Origin of the sequence: Enterobacteriaceae endosymbiont of Macroplea mutica (genome assembly GCF_012571345.1) — a bacterium.
Taxonomy (GTDB): Bacteria; Pseudomonadota; Gammaproteobacteria; order Enterobacterales; family Enterobacteriaceae.
The window spans coordinates 113552-138854 of sequence record NZ_CP046218.1; the positions used below are offsets into that span (position 1 = coordinate 113552).

General features: G+C 24.3%; 21 protein-coding genes, 1 tRNA gene and 1 pseudogene. 7 read left to right on the plus strand and 16 right to left on the minus strand.

Features of this window, described 5'->3' with window-relative positions; all coding sequences use genetic code 11:
- Positions 1-24 precede the first annotated feature (24 nt).
- The gene (gene minD / locus GJT87_RS00590; RefSeq protein ID WP_168895784.1) at positions 25-837 is read left to right on the plus strand and encodes a septum site-determining protein MinD; all 813 of its coding nucleotides are present in this window, start codon (positions 25-27) and stop codon (positions 835-837) included.
- 2 nt (positions 838-839) lie between these two features.
- Positions 840-1118: a cell division topological specificity factor MinE gene (gene minE / locus GJT87_RS00595; protein ID WP_168895495.1), complete on the plus strand. Its 279-nt coding sequence runs from the start codon at positions 840-842 to the stop codon at positions 1116-1118.
- An 8-nt stretch (positions 1119-1126) separates the two neighbouring features.
- On the opposite strand, the gene tsaB is transcribed toward minE, so the two are convergent.
- The gene (gene tsaB / locus GJT87_RS00600; protein ID WP_168895496.1) at positions 1127-1807 is read right to left on the minus strand and encodes a tRNA (adenosine(37)-N6)-threonylcarbamoyltransferase complex dimerization subunit type 1 TsaB; all 681 of its coding nucleotides are present in this window, start codon (positions 1805-1807) and stop codon (positions 1127-1129) included.
- A 194-nt stretch (positions 1808-2001) separates the two neighbouring features.
- On the opposite strand from tsaB, the gene hslV reads away from it, so the two are divergent.
- Positions 2002-2529 carry an ATP-dependent protease subunit HslV gene (hslV, locus tag GJT87_RS00605; protein WP_168895497.1) on the plus strand — a complete coding sequence of 176 codons (528 nt, stop codon included), beginning with the start codon at positions 2002-2004 and terminating at the stop codon, positions 2527-2529.
- A gap of 20 nt (positions 2530-2549) precedes the next feature.
- On the plus strand, positions 2550-3869 hold the full coding sequence (gene hslU, locus GJT87_RS00610) for an ATP-dependent protease ATPase subunit HslU (protein ID WP_168895785.1): 1320 nt from the start codon (positions 2550-2552) through the stop codon (positions 3867-3869).
- Between the two features lie 104 nt (positions 3870-3973).
- Here hslU and hisIE read toward each other — a convergent pair whose 3' ends face one another.
- From hisIE to rnhA, 8 genes are all read right to left on the minus strand, one after another.
- Complete coding sequence (gene hisIE / locus GJT87_RS00615) at positions 3974-4588, minus strand: bifunctional phosphoribosyl-AMP cyclohydrolase/phosphoribosyl-ATP diphosphatase HisIE (protein WP_168895498.1); 615 nt, start codon at positions 4586-4588, stop codon at positions 3974-3976.
- Entirely contained in the window at positions 4582-5361 is a 780-nt protein-coding gene (hisF, locus tag GJT87_RS00620) for an imidazole glycerol phosphate synthase subunit HisF (protein ID WP_168895499.1), read from the minus strand. The genes hisIE and hisF overlap by 7 nt, the downstream gene beginning before the upstream one ends.
- The gene (locus GJT87_RS00625; protein ID WP_168895500.1) at positions 5331-6077 is read right to left on the minus strand and encodes a 1-(5-phosphoribosyl)-5-[(5-phosphoribosylamino)methylideneamino]imidazole-4-carboxamide isomerase; all 747 of its coding nucleotides are present in this window, start codon (positions 6075-6077) and stop codon (positions 5331-5333) included. Before GJT87_RS00625 ends, hisF begins: the two co-directional genes overlap by 31 nt.
- A gap of 1 nt (position 6078) precedes the next feature.
- Complete coding sequence (gene hisH / locus GJT87_RS00630; protein WP_168895501.1) at positions 6079-6669, minus strand: imidazole glycerol phosphate synthase subunit HisH; 591 nt, start codon at positions 6667-6669, stop codon at positions 6079-6081.
- Positions 6666-7730: a bifunctional histidinol-phosphatase/imidazoleglycerol-phosphate dehydratase HisB gene (gene hisB / locus GJT87_RS00635; protein ID WP_168895502.1), complete on the minus strand. Its 1065-nt coding sequence runs from the start codon at positions 7728-7730 to the stop codon at positions 6666-6668. The genes hisH and hisB overlap by 4 nt, the downstream gene beginning before the upstream one ends.
- Positions 7731-7761: 31 nt before the next feature.
- The gene (hisD, locus tag GJT87_RS02280) at positions 7762-10179 is read right to left on the minus strand and encodes a histidinol dehydrogenase (protein ID WP_211080593.1); all 2418 of its coding nucleotides are present in this window, start codon (positions 10177-10179) and stop codon (positions 7762-7764) included.
- 6 nt (positions 10180-10185) lie between these two features.
- Positions 10186-11091: an ATP phosphoribosyltransferase gene (gene hisG, locus GJT87_RS00645; RefSeq protein ID WP_168895503.1), complete on the minus strand. Its 906-nt coding sequence runs from the start codon at positions 11089-11091 to the stop codon at positions 10186-10188.
- Between the two features lie 132 nt (positions 11092-11223).
- A complete protein-coding gene (rnhA, locus tag GJT87_RS00650) occupies positions 11224-11682 on the minus strand; it encodes a ribonuclease HI (RefSeq protein ID WP_168895504.1) in 459 nt (152 codons plus the stop codon).
- A 36-nt stretch (positions 11683-11718) separates the two neighbouring features.
- Between rnhA and dnaQ the strand changes: the two genes are divergently transcribed.
- Both dnaQ and GJT87_RS00660 read left to right on the plus strand, forming a co-directional pair.
- Entirely contained in the window at positions 11719-12453 is a 735-nt protein-coding gene (dnaQ, locus tag GJT87_RS00655; RefSeq protein WP_168895505.1) for a DNA polymerase III subunit epsilon, read from the plus strand.
- A 60-nt stretch (positions 12454-12513) separates the two neighbouring features.
- Positions 12514-12587: transfer RNA gene (locus GJT87_RS00660), tRNA-Asp, on the plus strand.
- An 18-nt stretch (positions 12588-12605) separates the two neighbouring features.
- Here GJT87_RS00660 and GJT87_RS00665 read toward each other — a convergent pair.
- The 4 genes from GJT87_RS00665 to tkt form a co-directional block, all read right to left on the minus strand.
- Positions 12606-13439, minus strand: a complete 834-nt coding sequence (locus GJT87_RS00665; RefSeq protein ID WP_168895506.1) for a mechanosensitive ion channel domain-containing protein — start codon at positions 13437-13439, stop codon at positions 12606-12608.
- Between the two features lie 63 nt (positions 13440-13502).
- Positions 13503-14582 carry a class II fructose-bisphosphate aldolase gene (gene fbaA, locus GJT87_RS00670; RefSeq protein ID WP_168895507.1) on the minus strand — a complete coding sequence of 360 codons (1080 nt, stop codon included), beginning with the start codon at positions 14580-14582 and terminating at the stop codon, positions 13503-13505.
- Positions 14583-14641: 59 nt separating this feature from the next.
- Positions 14642-15805, minus strand: a complete 1164-nt coding sequence (locus GJT87_RS00675) for a phosphoglycerate kinase (RefSeq protein WP_168895508.1) — start codon at positions 15803-15805, stop codon at positions 14642-14644.
- Positions 15806-15829: 24 nt separating this feature from the next.
- On the minus strand, positions 15830-17833 hold the full coding sequence (tkt, locus tag GJT87_RS00680; protein WP_168895509.1) for a transketolase: 2004 nt from the start codon (positions 17831-17833) through the stop codon (positions 15830-15832).
- Positions 17834-18064: 231 nt separating this feature from the next.
- On the opposite strand from tkt, the gene metK reads away from it, so the two are divergent.
- Positions 18065-19210, plus strand: a complete 1146-nt coding sequence (metK, locus tag GJT87_RS00685) for a methionine adenosyltransferase (RefSeq protein WP_168895510.1) — start codon at positions 18065-18067, stop codon at positions 19208-19210.
- Between the two features lie 85 nt (positions 19211-19295).
- Here metK and gyrA read toward each other — a convergent pair whose 3' ends face one another.
- From gyrA to GJT87_RS00700, 3 genes and pseudogenes are all read right to left on the minus strand, one after another.
- The gene (gene gyrA, locus GJT87_RS00690; protein ID WP_168895511.1) at positions 19296-21824 is read right to left on the minus strand and encodes a DNA gyrase subunit A; all 2529 of its coding nucleotides are present in this window, start codon (positions 21822-21824) and stop codon (positions 19296-19298) included.
- A 171-nt stretch (positions 21825-21995) separates the two neighbouring features.
- A pseudogene (gene mutS, locus GJT87_RS00695) lies at positions 21996-24416 on the minus strand (DNA mismatch repair protein MutS); the annotation flags it as partial.
- Positions 24417-24566: 150 nt separating this feature from the next.
- A complete protein-coding gene (locus tag GJT87_RS00700) occupies positions 24567-25298 on the minus strand; it encodes a Bax inhibitor-1/YccA family protein (protein WP_168895513.1) in 732 nt (243 codons plus the stop codon).
- Positions 25299-25303 lie beyond the last annotated feature (5 nt).

Here is a 25303-nt window from a genome sequence, read left to right on the forward strand (position 1 = left end):
TTTTATGTTATAAAGGAAACATATATTATGCGTATAATTGTAGTAACATCTGGCAAAGGCGGCGTAGGTAAAACTACCTCAAGTGCTGCAATAGCAACTGGTTTAGCTCAACATGGTAAAAAAACTGTTGTTATAGATTTTGATATAGGATTACGTAATCTTGATCTTATTATGGGTTGTGAAAGAAGAGTAATATATGATTTTATTAATGTATTACAAGGTGAAATAACATTACATCAAGCTTTAATTACAGATAAAAATATGAGTAATCTATATATTTTGCCTGCTTCACAAACAATGAATAAAGATGCTTTAACTTATCAAGGAGTAGAAAATATTTTTAAAATTTTAAATATCATGAATTTTGATTTCATCATATGTGATTCTCCTGCTGGGATTGAAAGTGGTGCATTAATTGCATTATATTTTGCAGATGAAGCTATTATTACAACTAATCCAGAAATTTCTTCTATTAGAGATTCTGATAGAATATTAGGTATACTATCTTCTAAATCAAAACGAGCGAAATATGGTGAAGAACCTATTGCAGAATATTTATTATTAACACGTTATAATCCTGAAAGAGTATATTATGGTGATATGTTAAGTTTGGATGATATTACTGATATTTTAGGTATAAAAATTATTGGTGTAATTCCAGAAGATCCATTAGTATTAAGAGCTTCTAATCATGGTAAAAGTATTATTTTACATAACACATCTGAAGCAGCACAAGCATATAATGACACTGTTAAGCGTTTATTAGGCGAAAAAGTTTCTTTAAGATTTATTAATTATAAAAGAAAAAGTTTTTTTAGACGTTTATTTTGGAGTTAGAGATGTATTTTATAAATTTTTTTTTATCAAAAAAAAAAACAGCTGCAAAAATTGCTAAACAAAGATTAAAAATACTTATTACAGCAAATTCTCATGTAAAAAATATATATCCTGTATATATAACACAGCTGAAACAAGAATTAGTAGACATAGTATGTAAATTTACCAAAACTAATCCGAACAAGATTAATATTATTTATAATAGTGAAGAAAATACTTCACACTTAGTTTTAAATATAACTTTACCAAATAAAAAAATTACTAAGGTTAAAAAAATATGAGTAAGATACTACATAATATTTTTTATATAATTTATAGGATATTTTTTATATATACGTTTATTATTAATTAACATATTATTTATAATATAAACTATATTTTTTATAGTAGATGGTTTTTTATATATAAAATTTACTGTCAGATTATTATTAATTTTACTTGTAATATTATATTTTGAAAAACCATATATATCAGATATTAATACCCATAAACCTTGTAAACACATAATATTTTTAATTACATTATTATAATGTAATATGCATTCACTATTTTTCCCTAACCATAAACCTTTTTTAGTTCTTTTATATATAGCAAAATATACATAGCAATAATTATATTTAATAATACTAATAATATTTTTTATGTTTGTACATTGCCAAGCTTGTTCTGCTCGTATCATTAAAGATGATACACCAATCTTAGGTATGTTTAATGCAAAAGATATTCCTTCAGCTACTGCTGCACCTACTCTAATACTAGTAAAATTACCTGGACCTAATGCATATCCTAAAATATCAATATTTTTTAAAAATAAATTATGTTGTTGTAATAATTTTTGTATTAATATAAATATATATTGTGTATGTGTATTAGGACTATATTTATGTACTGCGGTAATAACATGACCTTTTTGTAAAGTTACAATACAATGTTTATGACATGTATTAATTGTTAAGATATTCTGATACATAATAATTATTATTATAATTTTTTATTAAAATAGATTATATAGAAATTTGTTGTGTTAATCAAAAAATATGTTATAATTATGTATCATCACATTGTTATATGTAATAATAAATAATATTTATTATAATAATAATGTTATTTGTAAACTAAAACATTATCTAATTTTATAAGATAAAATTTTTATTAAGGCTTACCATGACAACTATAGTATGTGTAAGAAGAAATAAAGAAGTAGTAATTGGTGGTGATGGACAAGCCACATTAGGTAATACAATTATGAAAGGTAATGTAAAAAAAATTCGCACATTATATAATGGAACAGTTATTGCTGGTTTTGCTGGTGGTACTGCGGATGCATTTACATTATTTGAATTATTTGAACAAAAATTAGAGATATTTCAAGGTAATTTAGTAAAATCTGCTGTAGAACTAGCTAAGGATTGGCGTACTGATAAAATGTTAAGAAAACTAGAAGCATTATTAGTAATTGCAGACAAAATTACTTCTTTAATTATTACAGGCATTGGTGATGTTATACAACCAGAAAATGATATAGTAACAATAGGATCTGGCGGACCATATGCACAAGCTGCGGCTCGGGCTTTGTTTGAAAACACTAATTTAAATGCATATGATATAGTTAAAAAATCTCTTATTATAGCAGGAGACATTTGTATATATACAAATCATAATTTTACTATTGAAACATTATTTTCTAAATAAGCATGAGGAAAATGCTAGTTATGTCTGAAATGACCCCCCGTGAAATTGTACATGAATTAGATAAATTTATTATAGGGCAAAATAGTGCAAAAAAAGCTGTAGCTATAGCTTTAAGAAATCGTTGGCGACGTATGCAATTAGATGAAAATTTACGACAAGAAGTTACACCTAAAAACATATTAATGATTGGACCCACTGGTGTAGGAAAAACAGAAATAGCACGACGTTTAGCAAAATTAGCAAATGCTCCATTTATTAAAGTAGAAGCTACAAAATTTACTGAAATTGGTTATGTGGGGAAAGAAGTAGATTCTATTATACGTGATTTAACTGATGCTGCTATTAAAATGATTAAAACCCAAGCTTTTAATAAAAATTGTTATAGAGCTAAAGAAATTGCTGAAGAAAAAATTATTAATATTTTACTGTCTAAAAAAAATAATATAGATAAAATACAAGATTCTAAATTAATAAAACAAACATTATTAATGCAACTTAGAGATGGGCAATTAGATAATGAAGAAATTGAAGTAAATATTTCAAATACCCCAATGGGTATTGAAATTATGGCTCCTCCAGGCATGGAAGAAATGACTAATCAATTACAGTCGTTATTTCAAAATCTTAGTGGTAATAAACAAAAGAAACGAATTTTAAAAATAAAACATGCTATAAAATTATTATTAGAAGAAGAAGCAAATAAATTAGTAAATAATGAGGAGATAAAACATAAAGCAATAGAATCTGTTGAACAAAATGGAATAGTTTTTTTAGATGAAATAGATAAAATTTGTCGACGTAGTAACAACATATCTTCTGATGTTTCTCGTGAAGGTGTACAAAGAGATTTATTACCTTTAGTAGAAGGTTGTACTGTATCTACGAAACATGGTATGGTTAAAACAGATCATATTTTATTTATAGCTTCAGGATCTTTTCAAATTGCTAAACCATCAGATTTAATTCCAGAATTACAAGGTAGATTACCAATAAGAGTAGAATTAAAAGCTTTAACTACACATGATTTCGAAAGAATTTTGATAGAACCTAATGCATCTATTACAATGCAATATCAATCTTTATTAGCTACAGAACAAGTTTATATTAATTTTACAAAAGATGGAATTAAACGTATTGCTGAATCTGCATGGAAAGTAAATGAAACTACAGAAAATATTGGTGCACGTAGATTACATACTGTACTAGAACACTTAATGTCTGATATATCATATAATGCTAGTGAATATTTTAATAAAAACATTATTATTGATAAAGATTATGTATGTAAACATTTAGATACATTAATTGCTAATGAAGATATGAGTAGATATATTCTTTAAAAAATATATACATAGTAGTATTTAATTAGTATTTGATGATAAAAATTATTTGTGTAATTAATTGAAAGCATTTGTAATATAATACAATATCAATATATAAGCAATTAATTAGTATGTCTCTTTTGTAAGACTTGAATGATATCATTAATACTAATATGATGGTATTGTAATAACACTATTAAATGATACAATAAATCAGCAGTTTCTTCTGTAATATTAGTTTTATTGTTATGATTAGCAGCAATTATTGTTTCAATTGCTTCTTCACCAACTTTCTGTGAAATTCTTTTAATGCCACTATTAAATAAATGCTGAGTATATGTTTTTTTTCTTGTAAAACATTGTTTTTTTTTATGTAATATTTTTTCTAATAAATATAAAAAAGTATAATTAGGTATTATATGACTTTGGAAACAACTATAATAATTTAAATGACATGTTTTATTTATTGGTTCTACTAAAATTAATAAAGTATCTTTATCACAATCAGTAGCAATTTTACATACATAAAGAAAATTACCAGTTGTTTCTCCTTTTGTCCATAAATTTTTACGTTTTCTAGAAAAAAAAGTAACTTTTTTGGTTTCTAATGTTTGTTTTAAAGCTTGTTGATTCATAAAAGCATGCATTAATATTTGTCCAGATACTTGATGTTGTATAATTACAGGTATTAGACCATTAGTTTTTTTCCAATTTAATGCAGATATGTTTATTAACATAATCTAATCTCTATATGTTTATTATATAATTGTTGTTTTAAAATACCAATATCGACTATATTATCATGGAATATTGATGCTGCTAATGCGCCATCAACATTAATGTCTTTGTGAAAAACATCATAAAAATGACTCATTAAACCAGCTCCTCCAGAAGCAATTAATGGTATTTTGCATATTTTTCTAATTTTTTTTAATTGTAAAGTATCGTATCCTTTACAAATGCCATCTTGATTTATCATATTTAATACTATTTCACCCGCACCTAATTCTTGTACTGTTTGAACCCAATCAATAGTTTTCCAGGATGTTTTTTGAGTAAATTTAATATTACCGGTATACTTATATACATAATATTCTTTTGTATATATATCGTACCAAGAATCAATACCAACAACAACACATTGTTTGCCAAAATATTGTGATAATTGTGTAATTAATATAGGATTATTTAATGCTGGTGTATTTATAGATATTTTTTCTGCACCTAATTGTAAGATTATTAAAGCATCTGAAATAGATTTTATACCTCCAGCAACACAAAATGGTATATTAATAACATCAGCAATCTGGGTAATCCATTGCTTATCCACTGTTCTATTATTGATAGAAGCTGTAATATCATAAAAAACTAATTCATCAGCACCATCATTATAATATTTTTTAGCTAGATTAACAATATCACCCACATATCTATGTTGTTTAAATTGTTTTCCTTTTACTACTTTATTATCTAATACATCTAAACATGGTATGATCCTTTTCGCCAACATGAATTAGCCTCCTGAACAGTAAATTTTTTTTCTAATAATGCCTTTCCAATAATAATATTATGTATACCAATATTTTTTAATTTTAAAATATCATGTAATGAAGATATACCTCCAGAAGCTTGTAAATTGATTCCTGGATATTTATACAATATTTCTTGATATAAATTTATATTAGGTCCTAAAAAAGTACCATCTTTAGTAATATCAGTACATAAAAAATTCTTAATACCTATTAATAAAGATTTTTCTATTATATTTTCTAAATAAATATTAGATTTTTCTTCCCAACCATTTATATAAATTATTTTATTATTATTTTTAATTTTAATATCTAAAGCTAAAATTATAGAATTTTTATATATATTACTCCAATATTTAACTAAATTAAAATTTTTTATAATAATAGAACCAATAACAATTTTAGCTTGTGGTATAATATTATGTATGTTTTGTATATCTATAGTGTTACGAATACCACCACCAATTTGTATTGGAACATTTATATTCTTAAAGATTTTTTTAAATAATGTTGTCTGTTTATTATCAGGATTTTTTGCACCTTCTAAATCGACAATATGTAATTTGTGTGCACCTTGTGAAATATATGTTTTAATATAAAATTCTGGATCATATAAATATGTTTGTTGTAAATCAAATTTACCTTGATGTAAACGTACTACTTTGCCTTTTATTAAATCAATAGATGGAATAATCATATTATATTTTTAAAAAATTTTTAATTAATTGTAAACCAGCCATACCAGATTTTTCTGGATGAAATTGTACTCCAAAAAAATTTTTATATTGTATAATGGCACTAAAAAACTTGTGATAATGACTTGTTGCTATAGTATATTGATTAGTATTTATTATATAGCTATGTGAAAAATAAAAATAGGTTTGATCAGGGATATTATATAATATTGGGGAAAATTTGCTATAATTAATAGTATTCCAACCCATGTGTGGAACAGGTAAATTAGTATTATTGATAATATTTACATCATAATCTAAAATATTTAAGGTATGTATACCATTAGATTCCATACTATATTTACCTAGAATTTGCATTCCTAAACATATACCTAATATATCTTTTTTACAAGAAAAAATCATTTGTATTAAATTATATTTTTGTAATGTATTCATTGCTGATTTTACCGAACCTACTCCTGGTAAAAATATTTTATCAGCTTGTCTAATTTTATTAGGATTATTAGTAATTAATGCATTAAAACCAATTTTTTTAATTGCAGATTGCAAAGAATATAAATTACCACAAGCTGTATTAATAATAATAATGTTCAATATATAATTCCTTTAGAACTGGGTATAGTAAAATTTATAATACGTATAGCTTGTTTTAAAGTTTGTCCAAATACTTTAAATAAACTTTCAGCTTTATGGTGATCATTATCACCAATTACTTTTAAATATATATTAGATGACATAGAATATGATAATGAATAAAAAAAATGTTTTATCATTTCAGTACTTAAATCACCTACTTTTTGAAATTTAAATTTTGCATCATATTGTAAATATGGCCTACCAGATAAATCTAAAGCGCATTCTGCTAAAGATTCATCCATAGGTAATACAAAACCAAATCTTTGTATACCTAATTTGTTACCTAATGCTCTGAATAAAGCTGTGCCTAAAGTTAAAGCTGTGTCTTCAACAAGATGATGATCATCAAGATATAAATCTCCTTGTGATTGTATATTTAAAGTACATCCTGAATGAATAGCTATTTGTTCTAACATATGATTAAAAAAATGTATTCCTGTGTCTATTTTGTTTATATTAGTATTGCTATCTAATATAATTTCTGTATGTATAGATGTTTCCTTAGTATGTCTTGTGACTTGCGAATATCTTTTTATAGGTGTTAATTGCGTTACAATATCCATCCAATCCATTTCTTGATTATAATGTATTCCCTGTATACCTATATTTTTTGCTAAATCCATATCAACTATACGATCTCCAATAACATAGCTATTATTTTTATCTAAATTATTTAGATATAACTTTATCATATCTATATTTGGCTTACGACATAAACAATTTTCTCTTTCATAATGTGGACATATATAAATACCATGAAATAAAATATTTTGTGATTCCAAAATTTTTAACATGTAATTATGTACTATGTAAAAATTTTTTTTAGAAAAATATTGTGTACCTAATCCATCTTGGTTTGTAACCATAACCAACATATAAGATAATTTTCTTAATTGTGACAAAGCTAAAATGACGTTTTTTTGAAAACGCAATTTATTTATATTATCTACTTGGAAATTATCTTCTGGTTCGTGTATTATAGTACCATCACGATCTATAAAAATAATCTTATTTAACATCTTATATATTTCCTAATACTAAAAATAAATTTTATTGAATTAATAATTGTTGTAATACAACAATTATTTGTTTGCATTCATTATATGTGCCAATAGTTATTCTTAAACAATTTTTTAATTGTGTTATATGATTTTGTTGTCTTACAATAATATTATGTTGTAACAAATAATTAAAAACATTTTGCACATTTATAAATTCAACTAAAATATAATTAGTGACACTAGGATAAATATGTTTCACGATATTTAAATATTTTAATTTACTTATTAACCATTCTCTATTTGCTATAATATTTTTAACATTATTAAATACTATACTTATATATGAACTATGTAATGCTTGGACAGCTATATCAGAAACTGGTTGCGGAATAGGATATGGTGCAATAACTTTTTTTAAAACATGTATAATACTATGATGTGCAATAATAAAACCACAACGAAGACCTGCTAAACCAAAAGCTTTAGATAAAGTTCKTAAAATAATTACATTATTATATTGTTTAATTAATTTTAATAAGGTATATGTATGACAAAATTCTATATAAGCTTCATCTAGTACTATAATAATTTTATTATTAACAAATTGCAATAATGTGATAATATCATGTTTATTAATTAAATTGCCAGTAGGATTATTAGGATTACATATATATATAATTTTTATATTATAATTATTTATTTTATGTATTATTTTTTTTAAATTTAACTGGAAATTACATAAACATTTTACTGTGTAATATTTTATACCTAATATTTGCGCATTAATTTGATACATACCGTATGTAGGTGGACAAAATATAATAGCATCATGGTATGGCATGCAGAAAGCACGCATAATTAATTCAATTCCTTCATCAGCACCTCTTGTAATTAAAAGATTCTTGATATCAATATTATTATTAATATATTTTGTATAATAATATTTTAATTTTTGAGGTTGAGGTTCAGGATATCTATTTAAAGTATTAATTTTTAAGTGAAATGCATAATTTTGAGGCGATTCATTTGCATTTAAAAGAATTTGTTGGCACTGTGGATTATGTAATAATCTAGCAGATTGGTATGGTAATAAATTAATAATATCATGACGTATGATTTTTTTTATACAATGTTTATTTGTTTTGACAATATTATTTAATAGTTTATTTTGTAAAATATRTTTTTTACGTATCGTAACTGCATTTTTATGACCTAATAATTTTTCTTGTTGCGCCATAATTTCTACTGTTTTAGCAATTTTCATAAAACCTTGTTTAGTTAATTGTTGGGTATAAATACGTTTTTGAAAATCTAATACTCCCAAACAAGAATAAGTTTGTGCATAACCATATGTAGGTAAAACATGGTTAGTTCCAGTAGCATAATCTCCAACAGCTTCTGGCGCCCAATGGCCTAAAAAAATAGATGCAGCGTTATTAATTTTAGATAAAATATGTTTATAATTATTACATTGTATAATTAAATGTTCAGGAGCATACATATTTACAATTTGTATACATTGCATCATATTTTTTGCAATTATAATATAACTATGTTTTAAAGATTGTTGTATATATTTTTTATTTTTTATCAAACTATATTGTTTATGTATATTATTAAAGACTTCATTAGCAATTTTAATATCTGTCGTAACAAGTATTACTTGTGAATCATTACCATGTTCTGCTTGTGATATTAAATCAGCTATAATAAAATCAACATAAGCAGTATGATCAGATAGAATCATTAATTCTGATGGTCCTGCTGGCATATCGATAGCAGTATTTAAAGTATCAGATAAAGATATTTGTCGTTTCGCTTCTGTAACAAAAGCATTACCAGGACCAAAAATTTTGTTTACTTTTGGTATTGTTTCTGTACCATATGCCATTGCAGCAATAGCATGTGCTCCACCTATTTGAAAAATATTACTAATACCACATAAAGAAGCAGCAAATAATATTTCATTAGATATTGGTGGTGGCGAACATAAAATAATATTTTGACATGAAGCTAATTTAGCGGGTATRCCTAACATTAAAACAGTAGAAAACAATGAAGAATTACCTCCAGGAATATATAGTCCTACTGTTTGTATAGGTTTATAGAGTTGTTGACAATATATACCAGGTATAGTTTCAATTATTATTTCTTTATTAATTTGTGTTTTATGAAATTTTTGTATATTCAAAAAAGCATTATAAATAGCTTTTTTAGTATTATTACTTATATAAGTTTTTGCATCATAAATTTGTTGTTTATTAATTTTTAATTTTACTAGATTTATTTTATCAAATAACAAAGTATAGTTAATTAATGATTTATTACCTTGTTGTTTTACTGTTTTTAAAATGTTTTGCACATCATTATTTAACCTATCATTTAATAAACGTACTGGACGTGTTAGAATTTTTTTTTGGTATGTGGCATCACATTTATCCCAATAAATAATATTATTTGCAATCATATCATTTTACTCCAACATTTTTTCAATAGGTAATACTAAAATAGAACTTGCGCCTAACATTTTTAATTGTTCCATAGTTTCCCAAAATAATGTTTCTGTACTCACCATATGCATTACTAATTTATTGCTTTTATGAGATAATGGCAGAATAGTAGGGTATTCAGCTCCAGGTAATAAATTTATTACTTCTTGTAATTTTTCTCGTGGTATATGCAACATAATATATTTTGATTCTTTAGCTTTAATCACTCCTTGTATTCTAGTTAATAATTTATTGATTAATTCTTGTTTAACATCTAATATTGTACCCCAACGTTGTATTAAACATGCTTTAGAACTATATATAACTTCTACTTCTTTAATCCCATTTTCTTTTAATGTAGCTCCTGTAGATACCAAATCACATATTGCATCTGCTAAACCAACTTTAGGAGCTAATTCAACAGAACCATTTAATACACATGATTTAAATTTTATATTATATTTATCTAAATATTGTTTTAATAAATTAGGATATGATGTTGCTATTCTATAATTTTGTAATGTTTCTATACCTTTATATTGTTGATGTATAGGAATAGCTATTGATAATCTACATACTCCAAAATTTAACCTTAATAATGTTGTATATTTAGGTGTATATTTTATATTTATGAATTTAGTTAAGACTTTTTCTTTTAAGACATTTTCACCTATAATACCTAAATCAACTACTCCTTCCATAATTAATTCTGGTATATCATCATCTCGAACCATAAATATATCAATAGGTAGATTTTTAGCAGACGCAATAAGTTGTTGTTGTTGTTGTAAATTGATTTCAATGCCGCATTTTTTTAGTAATTTATATGAATCATAACTCAAACGTCCTGCTTTTTGCATTGCAATACGCAACCTAGTATTATCTAGCATTATTTTATTGACCTTTTAATAAAACTATAAAATATTTATTCATGATAACTGTGTAATTATATTATTTATAACATAAAAATGATTTTTTTTAAAAACTTATATAATAAATAAAAATTTTTATACGAATATAAACTATATATAACCTATATCATTATAGGTCGGATTAGTAGCAGCATAACGAGCTAGTTTGTCACATTTTTCATTATATATATGTCCAGTATGTCCTTTTACCCATATCCAATGAATATTATGATTTATTAATGTAATATTTAAACGTTTCCATAAATCAATATTTTTAACTGGTTTTTTATTACTACATAACCATTTAGAATGTTTCCAATTAATAATCCATTTTGTAATACCTTCTTTTAAATATTTACTATCTGTCGTAATTATAATATTGCAATTTTCTTTTAAGGATTCTAAAGCAATAATAGCCGCCATTAATTCCATGCGATTATTAGTTGTATAAAAAAAACCTTGTGAAAAAATTTTTTCATATTGATAATATTGTAAAATAGCAGCATATCCTCCTGGACCGGGATTAGAAATACAYGATCCATCAGTAAAAATATTTATGTTTTTATACATTTTAAAACCTTATAATTTATATTTAGGATAATAAACATGAATAATACTAATAATATACGTCAAATTGTATTAGATATAGAAACTACAGGTATGAATATTAATCCTCCTTATTATACTGGTCATAAAATTATTGAAATAGGGATGATCGAAATTATTAATCGACAAATTACTGGTAATTTTTTTCATACATATATTAATCCTATGCAAGACATTAGTTTTGAAGCAAATAAAATACATGGTATTACAAAAAAATTTTTATTAGGAAAACCAGTTTTTAAAGATATTATGTTAAATTTATTAAATTATATACAAAAAGCACAATTAATTATCCATAATGCACAATTTGATATTGATTTTTTAAATTATGAATTATCCTTATTAAAAAATACAAATACTAAAATAGAAAATATTTGTTCTATTATTGATACATTAAAAATGTCAAGAAACTTGTTCCCTGGTAAAAGAAATTCATTAAATGCATTATGTTCAAGATTTAATATTAATACAAAACAACGTGTAGTACACGGTGCATTATTAGATGCTAAACTTCTAGCTAATGTATATTTAGCTATGACAAGTAAGCAAAATAAATTTTTATTAAATAAAATAACAAATACTGATATAAAGTTTGTTAAAAATAATAATTTATTACATACTAATTATGTAAAAAAATTAATAGTAATTCATCCTTCTATAGAAGAACAAAAATTACATAAAATGCAAATTATTCTAATTAAGCAAAAATGTGGTTTTTGCCTATGGAAATCATAATCTTAAATATATAAAAACATATTGACTAATTTATATATAACATATTATAATATCCACGTAGGTGCGATAGTTCAGTTGGTTAGAATACCGGCCTGTCACGCCGGGGGTCACGGGTTCAAATCCCGTTCGCACCGAACATCTGTAAAACGTAATTAATCATTATTAATCCATAAAACACAAGAAGGTTTATATTTTTCTAAACTTTGTTTAATTTGATTAATTAAATTAGAACAAATTTCTTTTTTATACATAAAATCATTAATCCAAAAAAAGATAGTAAAATTTATAGAATTAATAGTTATTTCATTCAACACAATATCTACCACAGAATTTTTTATAATTTCATTACTAATAGAAACATTATCAAGTAATATTTTTCGTATAGTKTGTATATCATTTTCTGTAATGATACGTGATAGTCCTAAAGTAATTTTATTACGATATTCATGAGATTTAGATAAATTTATGATATTTTCTGATAAAATTTTACTATTTGGCACTGATACAATACTACCATCTAATGTTTTTAGAAATGTACAAAATATTTCTACATTAATGATTTTACCAATAATATTATTTAAATTAATATAATCGCCAATTTGGAAAATACGTAAAGTAATAATTAATAATCCCGAAGCAACATTAGCTAAAGCACTTTGCCATGCTAAACCTATAACTAATCCTATTGTTCCAAATGCTGCTACAATGGATGATGTTTTAAAACCTAAACTACTTAATGCTGTAACAATAACAAATATAAATAAACTATATTTTAATATATTAGATATAAAACCTATAGTAATAGGATCTATGTTTCTATTCTTAAAAACATTTTGTATAGTATTAATAATAATTGTGGAAATCTTAAAACCTAAAATTATAATAATAATAGCAAATATTATATTCCAAAAATGAGATAAAATAGATAATTTATTTTGTAATATCCAATCTTTAAGAATATTTAATATATTATTGATGTTATGCATAAATTATTTTAACCATATGATATAAAATATTTTTATAAAAAAATTATAATATATATAATAATATTATAATGTATTTATTGTATTTAAGTTTTTAAAAATTTTTTCTAAGCGTTTTTTAACACAAATTTGTGATTCTCTAATCCAAGTTCTAGGATCATAATATTTTTTATTGGGTATATTATCACCTTTTGGATTACCTAACTGTTTTTGTAAATATAATTTATTTTTATTATAAAATGATAATATTCCTTGCCAAGTAGCCCATTGTACATCGGTATCAATATTCATTTTTATAACACCATAATCAATAGATTGTTTTATATCTTTTGTTGAAGATCCAGAACCTCCATGAAATACGAAATTAATAGGATTATATGATAATTTATATTTTTGCATAATATATTCTTGTGTTTTTTTTAAAATTATGGGTTTTAATTTTACATTACCTATTTGATATACTCCATGAACATTACCAAAAGAAGCAGCAATAGTAAATTGGGGACTAATTAAAATTAATTTTTTATATGCATAGTCTATATCATATGGATCGGTATATAATAATGTTTTTGTTAAATTACTATTATCAATACCATCTTCTTCGCCTCCTGTACATCCTAATTCTAATTCTAATGTCATATTCATTTTAGACATTATAGAAAAATATTTACTACAAATATTAATATTTTCCGCTAGTGATTCACGTGATAAATCTAACATATGTGAAGAAAATAAAGTGCAACCATGCATATTATAATATTTTTGATTTTCTTCTAATAATCTATCTATCCAAAATAAATTTTTTTTTGTACAATGATCTGTATGTAAAATTACAGGTATCTTATAATATTTAGCTACATTATGAACATGTTGCGCACCAGAAATAGCGCCCATTACTGCTGCTAATTGAGGATTATGTCTTTGCAATCCTTTGCCTGCAATAAATGATGCACCACCATACGAAAATTGTATAATAACAGCAGAATGCATTTTAGATGCTGTTTCTAATACTATATTAATAGAATCAGTGCCAACACAATTAATAGCTGGTAAAGCAAATTTATTTTTTTTAGCTATTTTAAAAATAGTTTGTACATCATGACCAACTACAACACCAGGTTTAACATAATTTAAAATTTTAGACATAATATAAACTTTACCTTATTTGAACAGACACATTATAATAAAATTAGATGATATTTAAATTATATATTTGCATTTTGTAATTTTTCTATAACAGGTAGTGTTTTATTTTCTATAAATTTTAAAAAAGCGCCACCTCCTGTAGAAATATAAGACATTTTATCTAACACATTAAATAATTCTATTGCTGCTATAGTATCACCACCACCAACAATAGAAAAAGCATTACTATTTGCAACTGTTTTTGCAATTTGTTTTGTACCATGACAAAAATTTGAAAATTCAAACACACCTACTGGACCATTCCATAATATTGTTGCAGCATGTATTAAAATATTATGAATAATCTTAATAGTTTGATCGCCAATATCCATGATCATATCATTATTAAGAATATCATTTACATTTTTAATTCCTATATATGAATCATTAGAAAAACTCGTTCCAATTCTACAATCTACTGGTAAAATCATATTTTTATATTTTTTATATAGTTGTCTAGCTAATGATATTGCATTTTTTTCATATAAAGAATATCCAATATTATGATTAAGATACAAGAAAGTATTAGCAATACCGCCACCAATAATTACTTTATCAGAAAAATTTAATAGTTGTGTTAACAAATTAAATTTAGTAGAAATTTTAGCGCCACCGATAATAGAAACAATAGGTTTTGATGGTTTATATAAAAATTTCTTTAAATTAATAATTTCATTAATTAATAAAAATCCGGCACAAGACTGTTTAACAAAGTCTATAATTCCATATGTTGAAGCGTGTACACGATGTGCGGTAGCAAAAGCATCCATAACAAAAATATCACATAATGCCGCATATTTTTTGGATAATGTTTTAGAATTACGTTTTTCTCCAATATTAAAACGTACATTTTCTAATAAAATAATTTCATTATTTTCAAAAATTATACCATTAAGATAATTTTGTTTTAAAACAACTTTATGTTGTAATTGTTTACTTAAATATATAGCAACATTTTTTAAAGAATAAATATCATCATATTTTCCTTCAATAGGTCTGCCTAAATGTGAAGCTATAATAATTTTAGCTCCTTGTAATAAAGCATATTTAATGGTTGGTAATGCAAATTTTATTCTAGTAGCAGATAAAATTTTACCTTGAGCATCTATAGGAACATTTAAATCTGATCTAATCAATATGATTTTATTATTAATATTAACATCTGTAATATTTAATAAAGACATAATAATATCCTTGTATAAAAAATATTAAGTATAATTCTTAAATAATTTTTCAATAACTTTTATAATATTTTGCACAGTAAAACCAAATTTTACAAATAATTTTTCTGCTGAACCAGAATATCCAAATTGATTTATACCGATGATATGACCTTTTGTACCTATATATTTATACCATAAATCTTTTGATCCTGCTTCAATTGCAATTCTTAAAGTTATATTTGAAGGCAAAACATGATTTTTATATTCTTGTGTCTGTTTTTCGAATGTATCTATGGAAGGCATAGAAACAACTCTAATTTTATATTTTGAGGATAATTGATTAAAAGTTTCTACCGCTAAATAAACTTCCGAACCTGTAGCAATTAAAATTATTTCTGGTAATTGATCTAAAGGATCTTTTAAAATATATCCTCCATAATGTATAGATTCTATTTTTTCTTTATTTCTAATCTGTGTAGGCAAAATTTGTCTTGAAAGAATTAAACTAGTAGGAGTATGTAAATTTTCAATAGCATGTTGCCATGCAATTATTGTTTCAATTTTATCACATGGTCTCCAAACACTTAAATTAGGTATTAATCTTAAACTTGATAATTGTTCTATTGGTTGATGTGTTGGACCATCTTCTCCTACACCAATAGAATCATGGGTATAAATCATAATATTTCTAATTTTCATTAAAGATGCCATTCGTATAGCACTACGACAATAATCCATAAAAACTAAAAAAGTTGCAGTATATGGGATAAAACCATTGTATAAGGAAATACCATTAGATATTGCCATCATGCCAAATTCTCTAACACCATAATGAATATAATTACCATATAAAAATTTGTTGATAGGTTTGGAATTAGATACTAATGTTAAATTACTAGATGCGAGATCTGCTGATCCTCCTAATAATTCTGGTAATATATATGTAATTTTTTCTAAAATATATTGCGATGCTTGTCTTGTAGACATACTAGTAGCATCATCCATATTTATTAAAAGATTTTTTATTGTTGTTAACCAAGATGTTGGTAAAGTATGATTAATTCTACGTTGTAATTCATCTGATAATGCAGGGAATATTTTGCAATATTCATTATATTTATTGGTCCATTTTAATTCTCTTAAATTGCCTATATCTTTTGCATTCCATTGATGATAAATTTCTTTAGGGATATAAAAAGGTTTAAATTGCCAATTTAATTTTTTTCTAGTCAATAATGTTTCAGTTACTCCTAATGGCATACCATGAGCAATATTTTTTCCAGATTTATTCGGCGAACCATAAGCTAGAATAGTATTACAAATTAGTAAAGATGGTTGATTAGTTTTTAATGATCTAGCTTGTTCTATCGCGATTTGAATTTTTTTATAATTATGACCATCTATATCAGCAATAACATTCCATCCATAAGATTCAAATCTCTTTTTAGTATTATCCATACACCATTCTTTTATATTACCATCAATAGAAATACCATTATTATCATAAAATACTATTAATTTTTTAAGTTTTAAAGTTCCTGCTAATGAACATACTTCATGTGAAATTCCTTCCATCAAGCAACCGTCGCCTACAAACACATAAGTATAATGATCAATAATATTATATCCAGGTTTATTAAATTGTGCACTTAATACTTTTTCTGCAATAGCAATACCTACAGCGTTAGCCAAACCTTGCCCAAGAGGCCCTGTACTAGATTCGACACTAGGAGTACATTGAAATTCTGGATGACCAGGAGTTTTAGAATGTAATTTACGAAAATTTTTTAAATCATCAATGGTTAAATTATATCCTGTTAAATGTAATAAACTATAAAGTAACATGGCACAATGTCCGTTAGATAATATAAATCTATCACGATTCATCCATAATGGATTATTAGGATTATGACTTAAATAATTTCTCCATAATACTTCTGCTATATCTGCCATACCCATAGGTGCACCAGGATGTCCTGAATTAGATTTTTCTATAGCATCAATACTTAAAAATCTAATAGCATTAGCTAAATCTTTTCTTGAGGGCATATATCTTCCTACTATTTAAATTATTAATATTATTATTCTTATTTAAGAAGTAAGCATATAAAAACTTTTTAAAAAGATTAATATATAATATATAATCATTAATATCATATATATATGATATATAAATTTATTTCAAATAATGATTTGATGCAAATATTAATAGATAAACAATACAAATAATATTAAATATGTTTTTTATATAAAAAAATTTATTTTATAAAGGTTAACAATATGTCAACATATCTTTTTACATCAGAATCCGTATCTGAAGGACATCCTGATAAAATGGCAGATCAAATTTCTGATGCAATATTAGATCATATTATTATACAAGATGTAAAAGCAAAAGTTGCATGTGAAACATATATTAAAACAGGTATGGTATTAATTGGAGGAGAAATAACAACTAATGCACATATTAATATAGAAAATATTGTCAGAAATACCATCAAGAATATCGGATATATTCATCCTAATATGGGTTTTGATGCTAATTCTTGTGCTATTTTAAACATTATTGGCCAACAATCTGAAGATATAGCGAAAGGAATCTATAACAAAAATATTTACAATCAAGGTGCTGGAGATCAAGGTCTAGTTTTTGGTTATGCAACTAATGAAACAGATGTATTAATGCCGGCACCTATTACTTATGCACATCGTTTAGTATATAAACAAGCACAAGTTAGGAAAAAAAAAATCTTAAAATGGTTAAGACCAGATGCAAAAAGTCAAATTACCTTTAGTTATATTAATGATAAAATTAGTAGTATACATTCTGTTGTGCTCTCTACACAAGTAAAAAATAATATACCTCATAAAGTAATTGAAGAAGCATGTATGGAAGAGATTATTAAACCAATTTTACCAAAAAAATGGATAACAAAAAACACCAAATTTTTTATTAATCCCGCAGGTCGTTTTGTAATAGGTGGACCATTAAGCGATTGTGGACTTACAGGTAGGAAAATTATAGTTGATACCTATGGTGGCATGGCTAGACATGGTGGTGGCGCATTTTCTGGTAAGGATCCATCTAAAATAGACAGATCTGCAGCATATGCAGCACGTTATATCGCGAAAAATATAGTTGCAGCATCTTTAGCTTCTAAATGTGAAATACAAATTGCATATATTATTGGTATAGCGAAACCCATATCAATTATGATTAACACTTTTGGTACTGGTACTATTAGTAATGAAAAATTACTATTTTTAATAAATCAAATCTTTGATTTAAGACCTTTTTATTTAATTCAAATGTTAGATTTATTAAGACCTATATATCAACAAACATCTGTATATGGACATTTTGGTAGAAATATTTTCCCATGGGAAAAACTAGATAAAGTATATCAGTTAAAAGATCTAATGTAAAATACAATAAACAAAATTATTATTTTAAATAGAATAGTATAAATCATTATATTTTTTTTAAATATATAAAATGTTAAAAAAGAACTTACTTAAGATTTATAATATTATATAATCCTATTACTTTTTCTAATTTTTTAATTCTAATCATTGTAACTCCTATAGTATTGCGACGTACTAAACAAATTTCTGATACAGGTATTCTAATTAATGTACCTATATTGGTAATAATGATAATATGATCTGTTTCTAACACTTTAATAGCGCCTATAACATTACCATTCCTATAATTAGTTTTGATATTAATAACACCTTTTGTTGCTCTAGATCTAAGAGGATATTCGCTATTATGTGTTCTCTTGCCATAACCATTTTCTGTAATAGTTAATATATTATGCCTATCATTATTTTCTAAAACAATCAGTGAAACAATCTTATCTTGATGAGATATAAATTTTATGCCGCGTACACCTTTAGTACTTCTACCCATAATTCTAATATTCGAAAGACAAAATCTTACTGTTTTACCTAAATAAGAAAATAACATTATGTGTTGATCTTTAAAATTTATAATAGTTACTTCTTTAACATAATCATGCTGATATAATTTAATTGCAATAATACCATTAGAACGTGGTTTACTAAAATATTGTAAATTGGTTGCTTTAACAAAACCTTTCATAGTTACAATAAATAAACTTAGATCTTTGGAATATTGGTTAACAACAGTAAAAGTAGTAATATATTCGTTATGTTTTAAAGGCAAAATATTAATTAATGGCCTACCTTTAGAATAACGATTTGTAGATGGCAAATTATATACTTTTAGCCAATACAAACGTCCAAAATTAGAAAATAGCATGATATTATCATGAGTATTTACTATAGAAAATTTAATAATATAATCATCTACATTAATTTTTGTGGATAATTTGCCTTTACCACCTCTATGTTGTACATTATATTCAGATAATTTTTGATATTTTATATATCCTTTATGTGTTAAAGTAACTATAACATTTTCAGAAGCTATAAAGTCTATTGTTTTAAAAGAATTAGTTTTAGATATAATTTCTGTTTTTCTAATATCACCAAACATTTCTTTAATAGAAATTAATTCTTTACAAATAACGTTCATTAAACATTCATTATTATTCATAATTTGTGATAATTGTGTAATACTAAGTATTGTTTGTTGATATTGATCACATAATTTTTGATATTCTAAATTAGTTAATTTATGTAATTTTAAATCTAAAATAGCTTGTACTTGTTTGTTACTAAAAGAATATTTTGTATTTTTTATGATATTTTTATTTTTTAAAAAAATGTTTTTATTATGTTGTATATGTAATATTGATAATATATCTTTGGTATGCCAAGTTTGTTTATGAAGTATACTTTTTACGGTTTCTGTCCTAGTTGTTGAACGTATTATGTGTATAATATCTTTTATATTTATTAAAGCTATAATTAAACCTTCTAAAATATGTGCTTTACGGTTATATTTTTTTATTTCATATATAGTTCTTCTCATAACAATTTCGCGTCTATGATTAATAAAAGCAACAATAATATCTTTTAAAGACATAATAGTAGGTTTTCCTTTATGCAAGGCAACCATATTAATATGGAAAGAACTTTCTAAAGAAGTAAATTTATATAAATTATTTAAAATAATATTAGTAGATATGTTTTTTTTAACATGTATAACAATTCTAATACCATCCTTATCTGATTCATCTCTTAAGGTTTTAATGCCAGTAATTTTTTTTGTTTTTATAAGTTCAACAATTTTTTCAATTAACTTAGCTTTATTAATTTGATAAGGTAATTCATATATTATAATTGTATTATATTTTCCATTAGCTAATATTTTACTGCGTCCTCTAATAAAAATTTGTCCTTTGCCAGTATGATATGCATTTTTAATACCTTCTGTCCCATTGATTATCCCTGCAGTTGGAAAATCTGGCCCAGAAATATATTTCATTAATTCTGATATATGAATATTTGCATCATTAATATATGCTAAACATGCATTAATAACTTCAGTTATATTATGTGGAGGAATATTTGTAGTCATGCCTACAGCTATACCTGCAGATCCATTAATTAATAAATTAGGAATTTTAGTAGGCAGAACTATAGGAATATTTTCAGTACCATCGTAATTTAATGTATAATTTATTGTTTCTTTTTCTAAATCATTAATCATTTCTTGACTAATTTTAGACATTTTAATTTCTGTATAACGCATAGCAGCTGCAGAATCACCATCTATAGAACCAAAATTACCTTGACCATCTATTAATGTATATCGTAATGAAAAAGTTTGTGCTAATCTTACAATAGCATCATAAACCGCCGTATCTCCATGAGGATGATATTTACCTATAACATCACCAACAATTCTTGCAGATTTTTTATATGGTTTGTTCCATATATTTCCTAATATATACATAGCATATAAAATTCTTCTATGAACAGGTTTTAAACCATCACGAACATCAGGTAATGCTCTACCTATAATAACTGACATAGCATAATCTAAATACGAATTTTTTAATTCGTCTTCAATATTAACTAATTTAATTTGTTTAGCAAAATTATCCATTGAGAGTTTATCACCTTTACAATAAAATTGATTATTTGTTATATAATATAAGAAGAATATTGTTAATCACAACATGTTTCCAACATATATGTTATGTTACTAATAACAGTATATTTAAATGGTATTTATATTTGATATATATATATCATTAATATGATGAATAATTTTTTATGATTGTTTTTCTAATGATTTTATTTTTTGTTTAGCTTCATTTATAACATGTTTTGGTATACCAGCTAATGAAGCTACAAATAATCCATAATTTTTATTAATCACACCATCTTTAATAAGATATAAAAAAGTAATTTTATTGTTAAATTCTATAGCATCAAAATATACATTTTTAATATGTTTGACAATATATTGTAATTGTGTTAATTCGGTATAATTAGTAGCAAATAGTGTTAAAGATTTAATTTTTGTCGCTATATGTTTTGCACAAGACCACGCTATTGATAAACCATCACAAGTAGAAGTACCACGTCCAATTTCATCCATCAATATTAAACTATCAGCTGTAGCATTATGTAAAATATTTGCTGTTTCTATCATTTCTATCATAAAAGTTGATAAACCAGAAGATATATCATCAGTTGAACCAATTCTAGTAAATATACGATCTATAGAACCTATAACGGCTCTTTTTGCAGGAACATAACTGCCAATATATGCCATTATAATAATTAGCGCTATTTGTCTCATATATGTACTTTTGCCACCCATATTAGGTCCTGTAATCATTAACATGGTTTGTTTACTATTTAAATCTACATTGTTCGCTATAAACGGAGCTTCTAGTATATGTTCTATAACAGGATGTCTTGATTGTATTAATAAAATTCCTTTTGTATCATTTATTATAGGTTTAGTATAATTTAATGTAATCGCTCTTTCAGCTAAATTACATAATATATCTAACTCTGATAAATATAATATTAATTGTTGTAATTTTGATAAAAATGGTTTTATATAATTTAATAACTGATCATATAATGTTTTTTCTAAATTTAATGCATTATCTTGAGCAGATAAAATCTGTTTGTGATATTGTTGTAATGATGGTATTGTATACCTATAATAATTTTTTAAAGTTTGTATATTTGTATAGTAAGATGGTATATCGCCAATTTTATTTTTTGGTATTTGGATATAAAATCCATGAATAGTATTATAACCAATTTTTAGTTTTTTAAGATTTAATTTTTGACGTTCGTTCAATTCTATATTTTGTAAATATTGTTTAGCATTTTTAGATATACGTCTTAATTGATCTAAATCATTATTATAATTATGTGCAATAACATAACCATCTTTTATTTGTGATGCAGGATTTTGTAAAATAGCCTTTTTTAAAATTTGATTAATAGATGTAAATAATCCAAGATTTATAATTTTTTCCTTAATATAACAATACGGTATTTTATATAATTGATGATGTATATCAGGTAATATATCAAATATTTTTCTTAAAGTAACTAAATCATATGGTCGTGCTGTTTTTAATGATAAACGTGCAATAATTCTTTCAATATCACCTATTTGTGATAATTTTGGTTGGAAATCTAAATAATAATCTAATAAAATAGTTATACTTTTTTGTCTTGCAAAAATAACTTGTAAATTACGTGTTGGTGCATTTAACCAACGTTGTAATAAACGACTACCCATAGTCGTTTTAGTCTTATCTAGTACTTTTAATAGAGTATTATTTTTATTACCTGATAAACTATATGTAATTTCTAAATTTTTACGTGTATTATCATCCATCAAGATTTCGTGATAATAATTTGCTAATATAATATTATTAATATGTGGCACATGACATACTTGTTGTGTATTTTGTATATATTGCATTAAACAGCCTGCTGATTGTATAGCAACATATGCATTATTATAATCAATACCAAAACATTTTAGATTCGGAACATTAAATTGTTGCATTAAAATTTTATATGATACATCAAAATCAAATTCCCAAACTGGTCTTTCTTGTTTACATTTTATATGTTTAAGTAACTTCATATGAGAAAAATTAACTGGATATAATAATTCTGTAGGATTAGTTCTATATATCTCGCCCGCTATAATATTTAAATTATGATGTTGCATAATTTTAAAATATCCAGAACTCATATTTAATATTGCGTATCCAAAACCATATTTAACATTATAAAATATTGATGCAAGCAAATTTTCTTTATGATTATTTTGTAATAAAAAATCATCACTAACAGTTCCAGGAGTAATAATACGTACTATCTTACGTTCTAAAATTTTATTTTTAAATAAAACTTTATTACTAGTTTGTTCACAAATAGCAATAGATTCACCTAAATGTATTAATTTAACTAAATAATGTTCTACATTACATACTGGCACTCCTGCCATAGGCACATTATTTTTAATAGATCCTCTTTTAGTTAACACTAAATTCAATAGTTTGGAAGCCTTAATCGCATCTTCATAAAACATTTCATAAAAATCTCCTATGCGATAAAATAACATAATATGAGGATATTTTTTTTTTAAATTTAAATACTGTAACATCATAGGAGTCATGTTATTAGTATTTTGTGAAGTTAAATTGTTCATATATTATATGATTTAATTTTTGTACTGTGAAAATAAATAAAATCTATTATTTGATATAAAATATACGTGAATCATATATTATATATTTATCATATAATATAAACAGCACAAGTATGTAATATATAAATATACAAATCATTAGCATAGTTCTTAACTATCTTCTTTATCATGACGATTACCAATAATTTGTAATACAGTTATAAATAAATTAATAAAATCTAAATATAAGATTAATGCTCCTAAAATAACATAACGACGTACATTATCTTTATCTTGCATATTCGTACTAACAATATAACCTAATTCTTTAAGCTTTTGCGCATCTACAGCAATTAAAATAGTAAATAAAAATACTCCAAAATAGTTTGTAATTGATACAATTAAATCATTATGAAAAATAATATTAATAAAAGAAGATAAAAATAATCCCATACATCCCATCATTAATATATTACTATAATTACTTAATCTTGTTTTAGTTTTATATCCCCATATATACATTATTAAAAACATAACAGCAGATGTAATAAAAGCTGTAAAAATAGTTTTATGATTATATAAAGAATATATACCTGATATTGTTATTCCTGTTAAAAAAGAATAAGAGACAAATAAAGTAGTTAACGTTTGACCTGATAATCTGTGTAAAAAATTTGAAATAACAAATACTAAGATAATTTGTAACAAACATAAAATAAATAATACAAATTGATTATATAAAAAATATTTAACAATTAAATGCATATGAACAATATTCCATGCAATAAAAGATGTAAATATTAATCCTAAAAACATCCAACCATACACTTTTGTTATATATATATTAATATTATTTTTGCGACATTTTAATATTGTATTATGTGAATCCGTATATTCTATCATATAAA

Bases quoted from the DNA above. Each gene is read 5' to 3' on its own strand.
- dnaQ (WP_168895505.1), top strand. From the start codon at position 11,719: ATGAATAATACTAATAATATACGTCAAATTGTATTAGATATAGAAACT.
- hisG (WP_168895503.1), bottom strand. From the start codon at position 11,091: ATGCTAGATAATACTAGGTTGCGTATTGCAATGCAAAAAGCAGGACGT.
- hisF (WP_168895499.1), bottom strand. From the start codon at position 5,361: ATGTTGGCGAAAAGGATCATACCATGTTTAGATGTATTAGATAATAAA.
- metK (WP_168895510.1), top strand. From the start codon at position 18,065: ATGTCAACATATCTTTTTACATCAGAATCCGTATCTGAAGGACATCCT.
- GJT87_RS00700 (WP_168895513.1), bottom strand. From the start codon at position 25,298: ATGATAGAATATACGGATTCACATAATACAATATTAAAATGTCGCAAA.
- minE (WP_168895495.1), top strand. From the start codon at position 840: ATGTATTTTATAAATTTTTTTTTATCAAAAAAAAAAACAGCTGCAAAA.
- hslV (WP_168895497.1), top strand. From the start codon at position 2,002: ATGACAACTATAGTATGTGTAAGAAGAAATAAAGAAGTAGTAATTGGT.
- GJT87_RS00675 (WP_168895508.1), bottom strand. From the start codon at position 15,805: ATGTCTTTATTAAATATTACAGATGTTAATATTAATAATAAAATCATA.
- GJT87_RS00625 (WP_168895500.1), bottom strand. From the start codon at position 6,077: ATGATTATTCCATCTATTGATTTAATAAAAGGCAAAGTAGTACGTTTA.
- tkt (WP_168895509.1), bottom strand. From the start codon at position 17,833: ATGCCCTCAAGAAAAGATTTAGCTAATGCTATTAGATTTTTAAGTATT.
- fbaA (WP_168895507.1), bottom strand. From the start codon at position 14,582: ATGTCTAAAATTTTAAATTATGTTAAACCTGGTGTTGTAGTTGGTCAT.
- hslU (WP_168895785.1), top strand. From the start codon at position 2,550: ATGTCTGAAATGACCCCCCGTGAAATTGTACATGAATTAGATAAATTT.
- gyrA (WP_168895511.1), bottom strand. From the start codon at position 21,824: ATGGATAATTTTGCTAAACAAATTAAATTAGTTAATATTGAAGACGAA.
- hisIE (WP_168895498.1), bottom strand. From the start codon at position 4,588: ATGTTAATAAACATATCTGCATTAAATTGGAAAAAAACTAATGGTCTA.
- tsaB (WP_168895496.1), bottom strand. From the start codon at position 1,807: ATGTATCAGAATATCTTAACAATTAATACATGTCATAAACATTGTATT.
- hisB (WP_168895502.1), bottom strand. From the start codon at position 7,730: ATGTTAAATAAGATTATTTTTATAGATCGTGATGGTACTATAATACAC.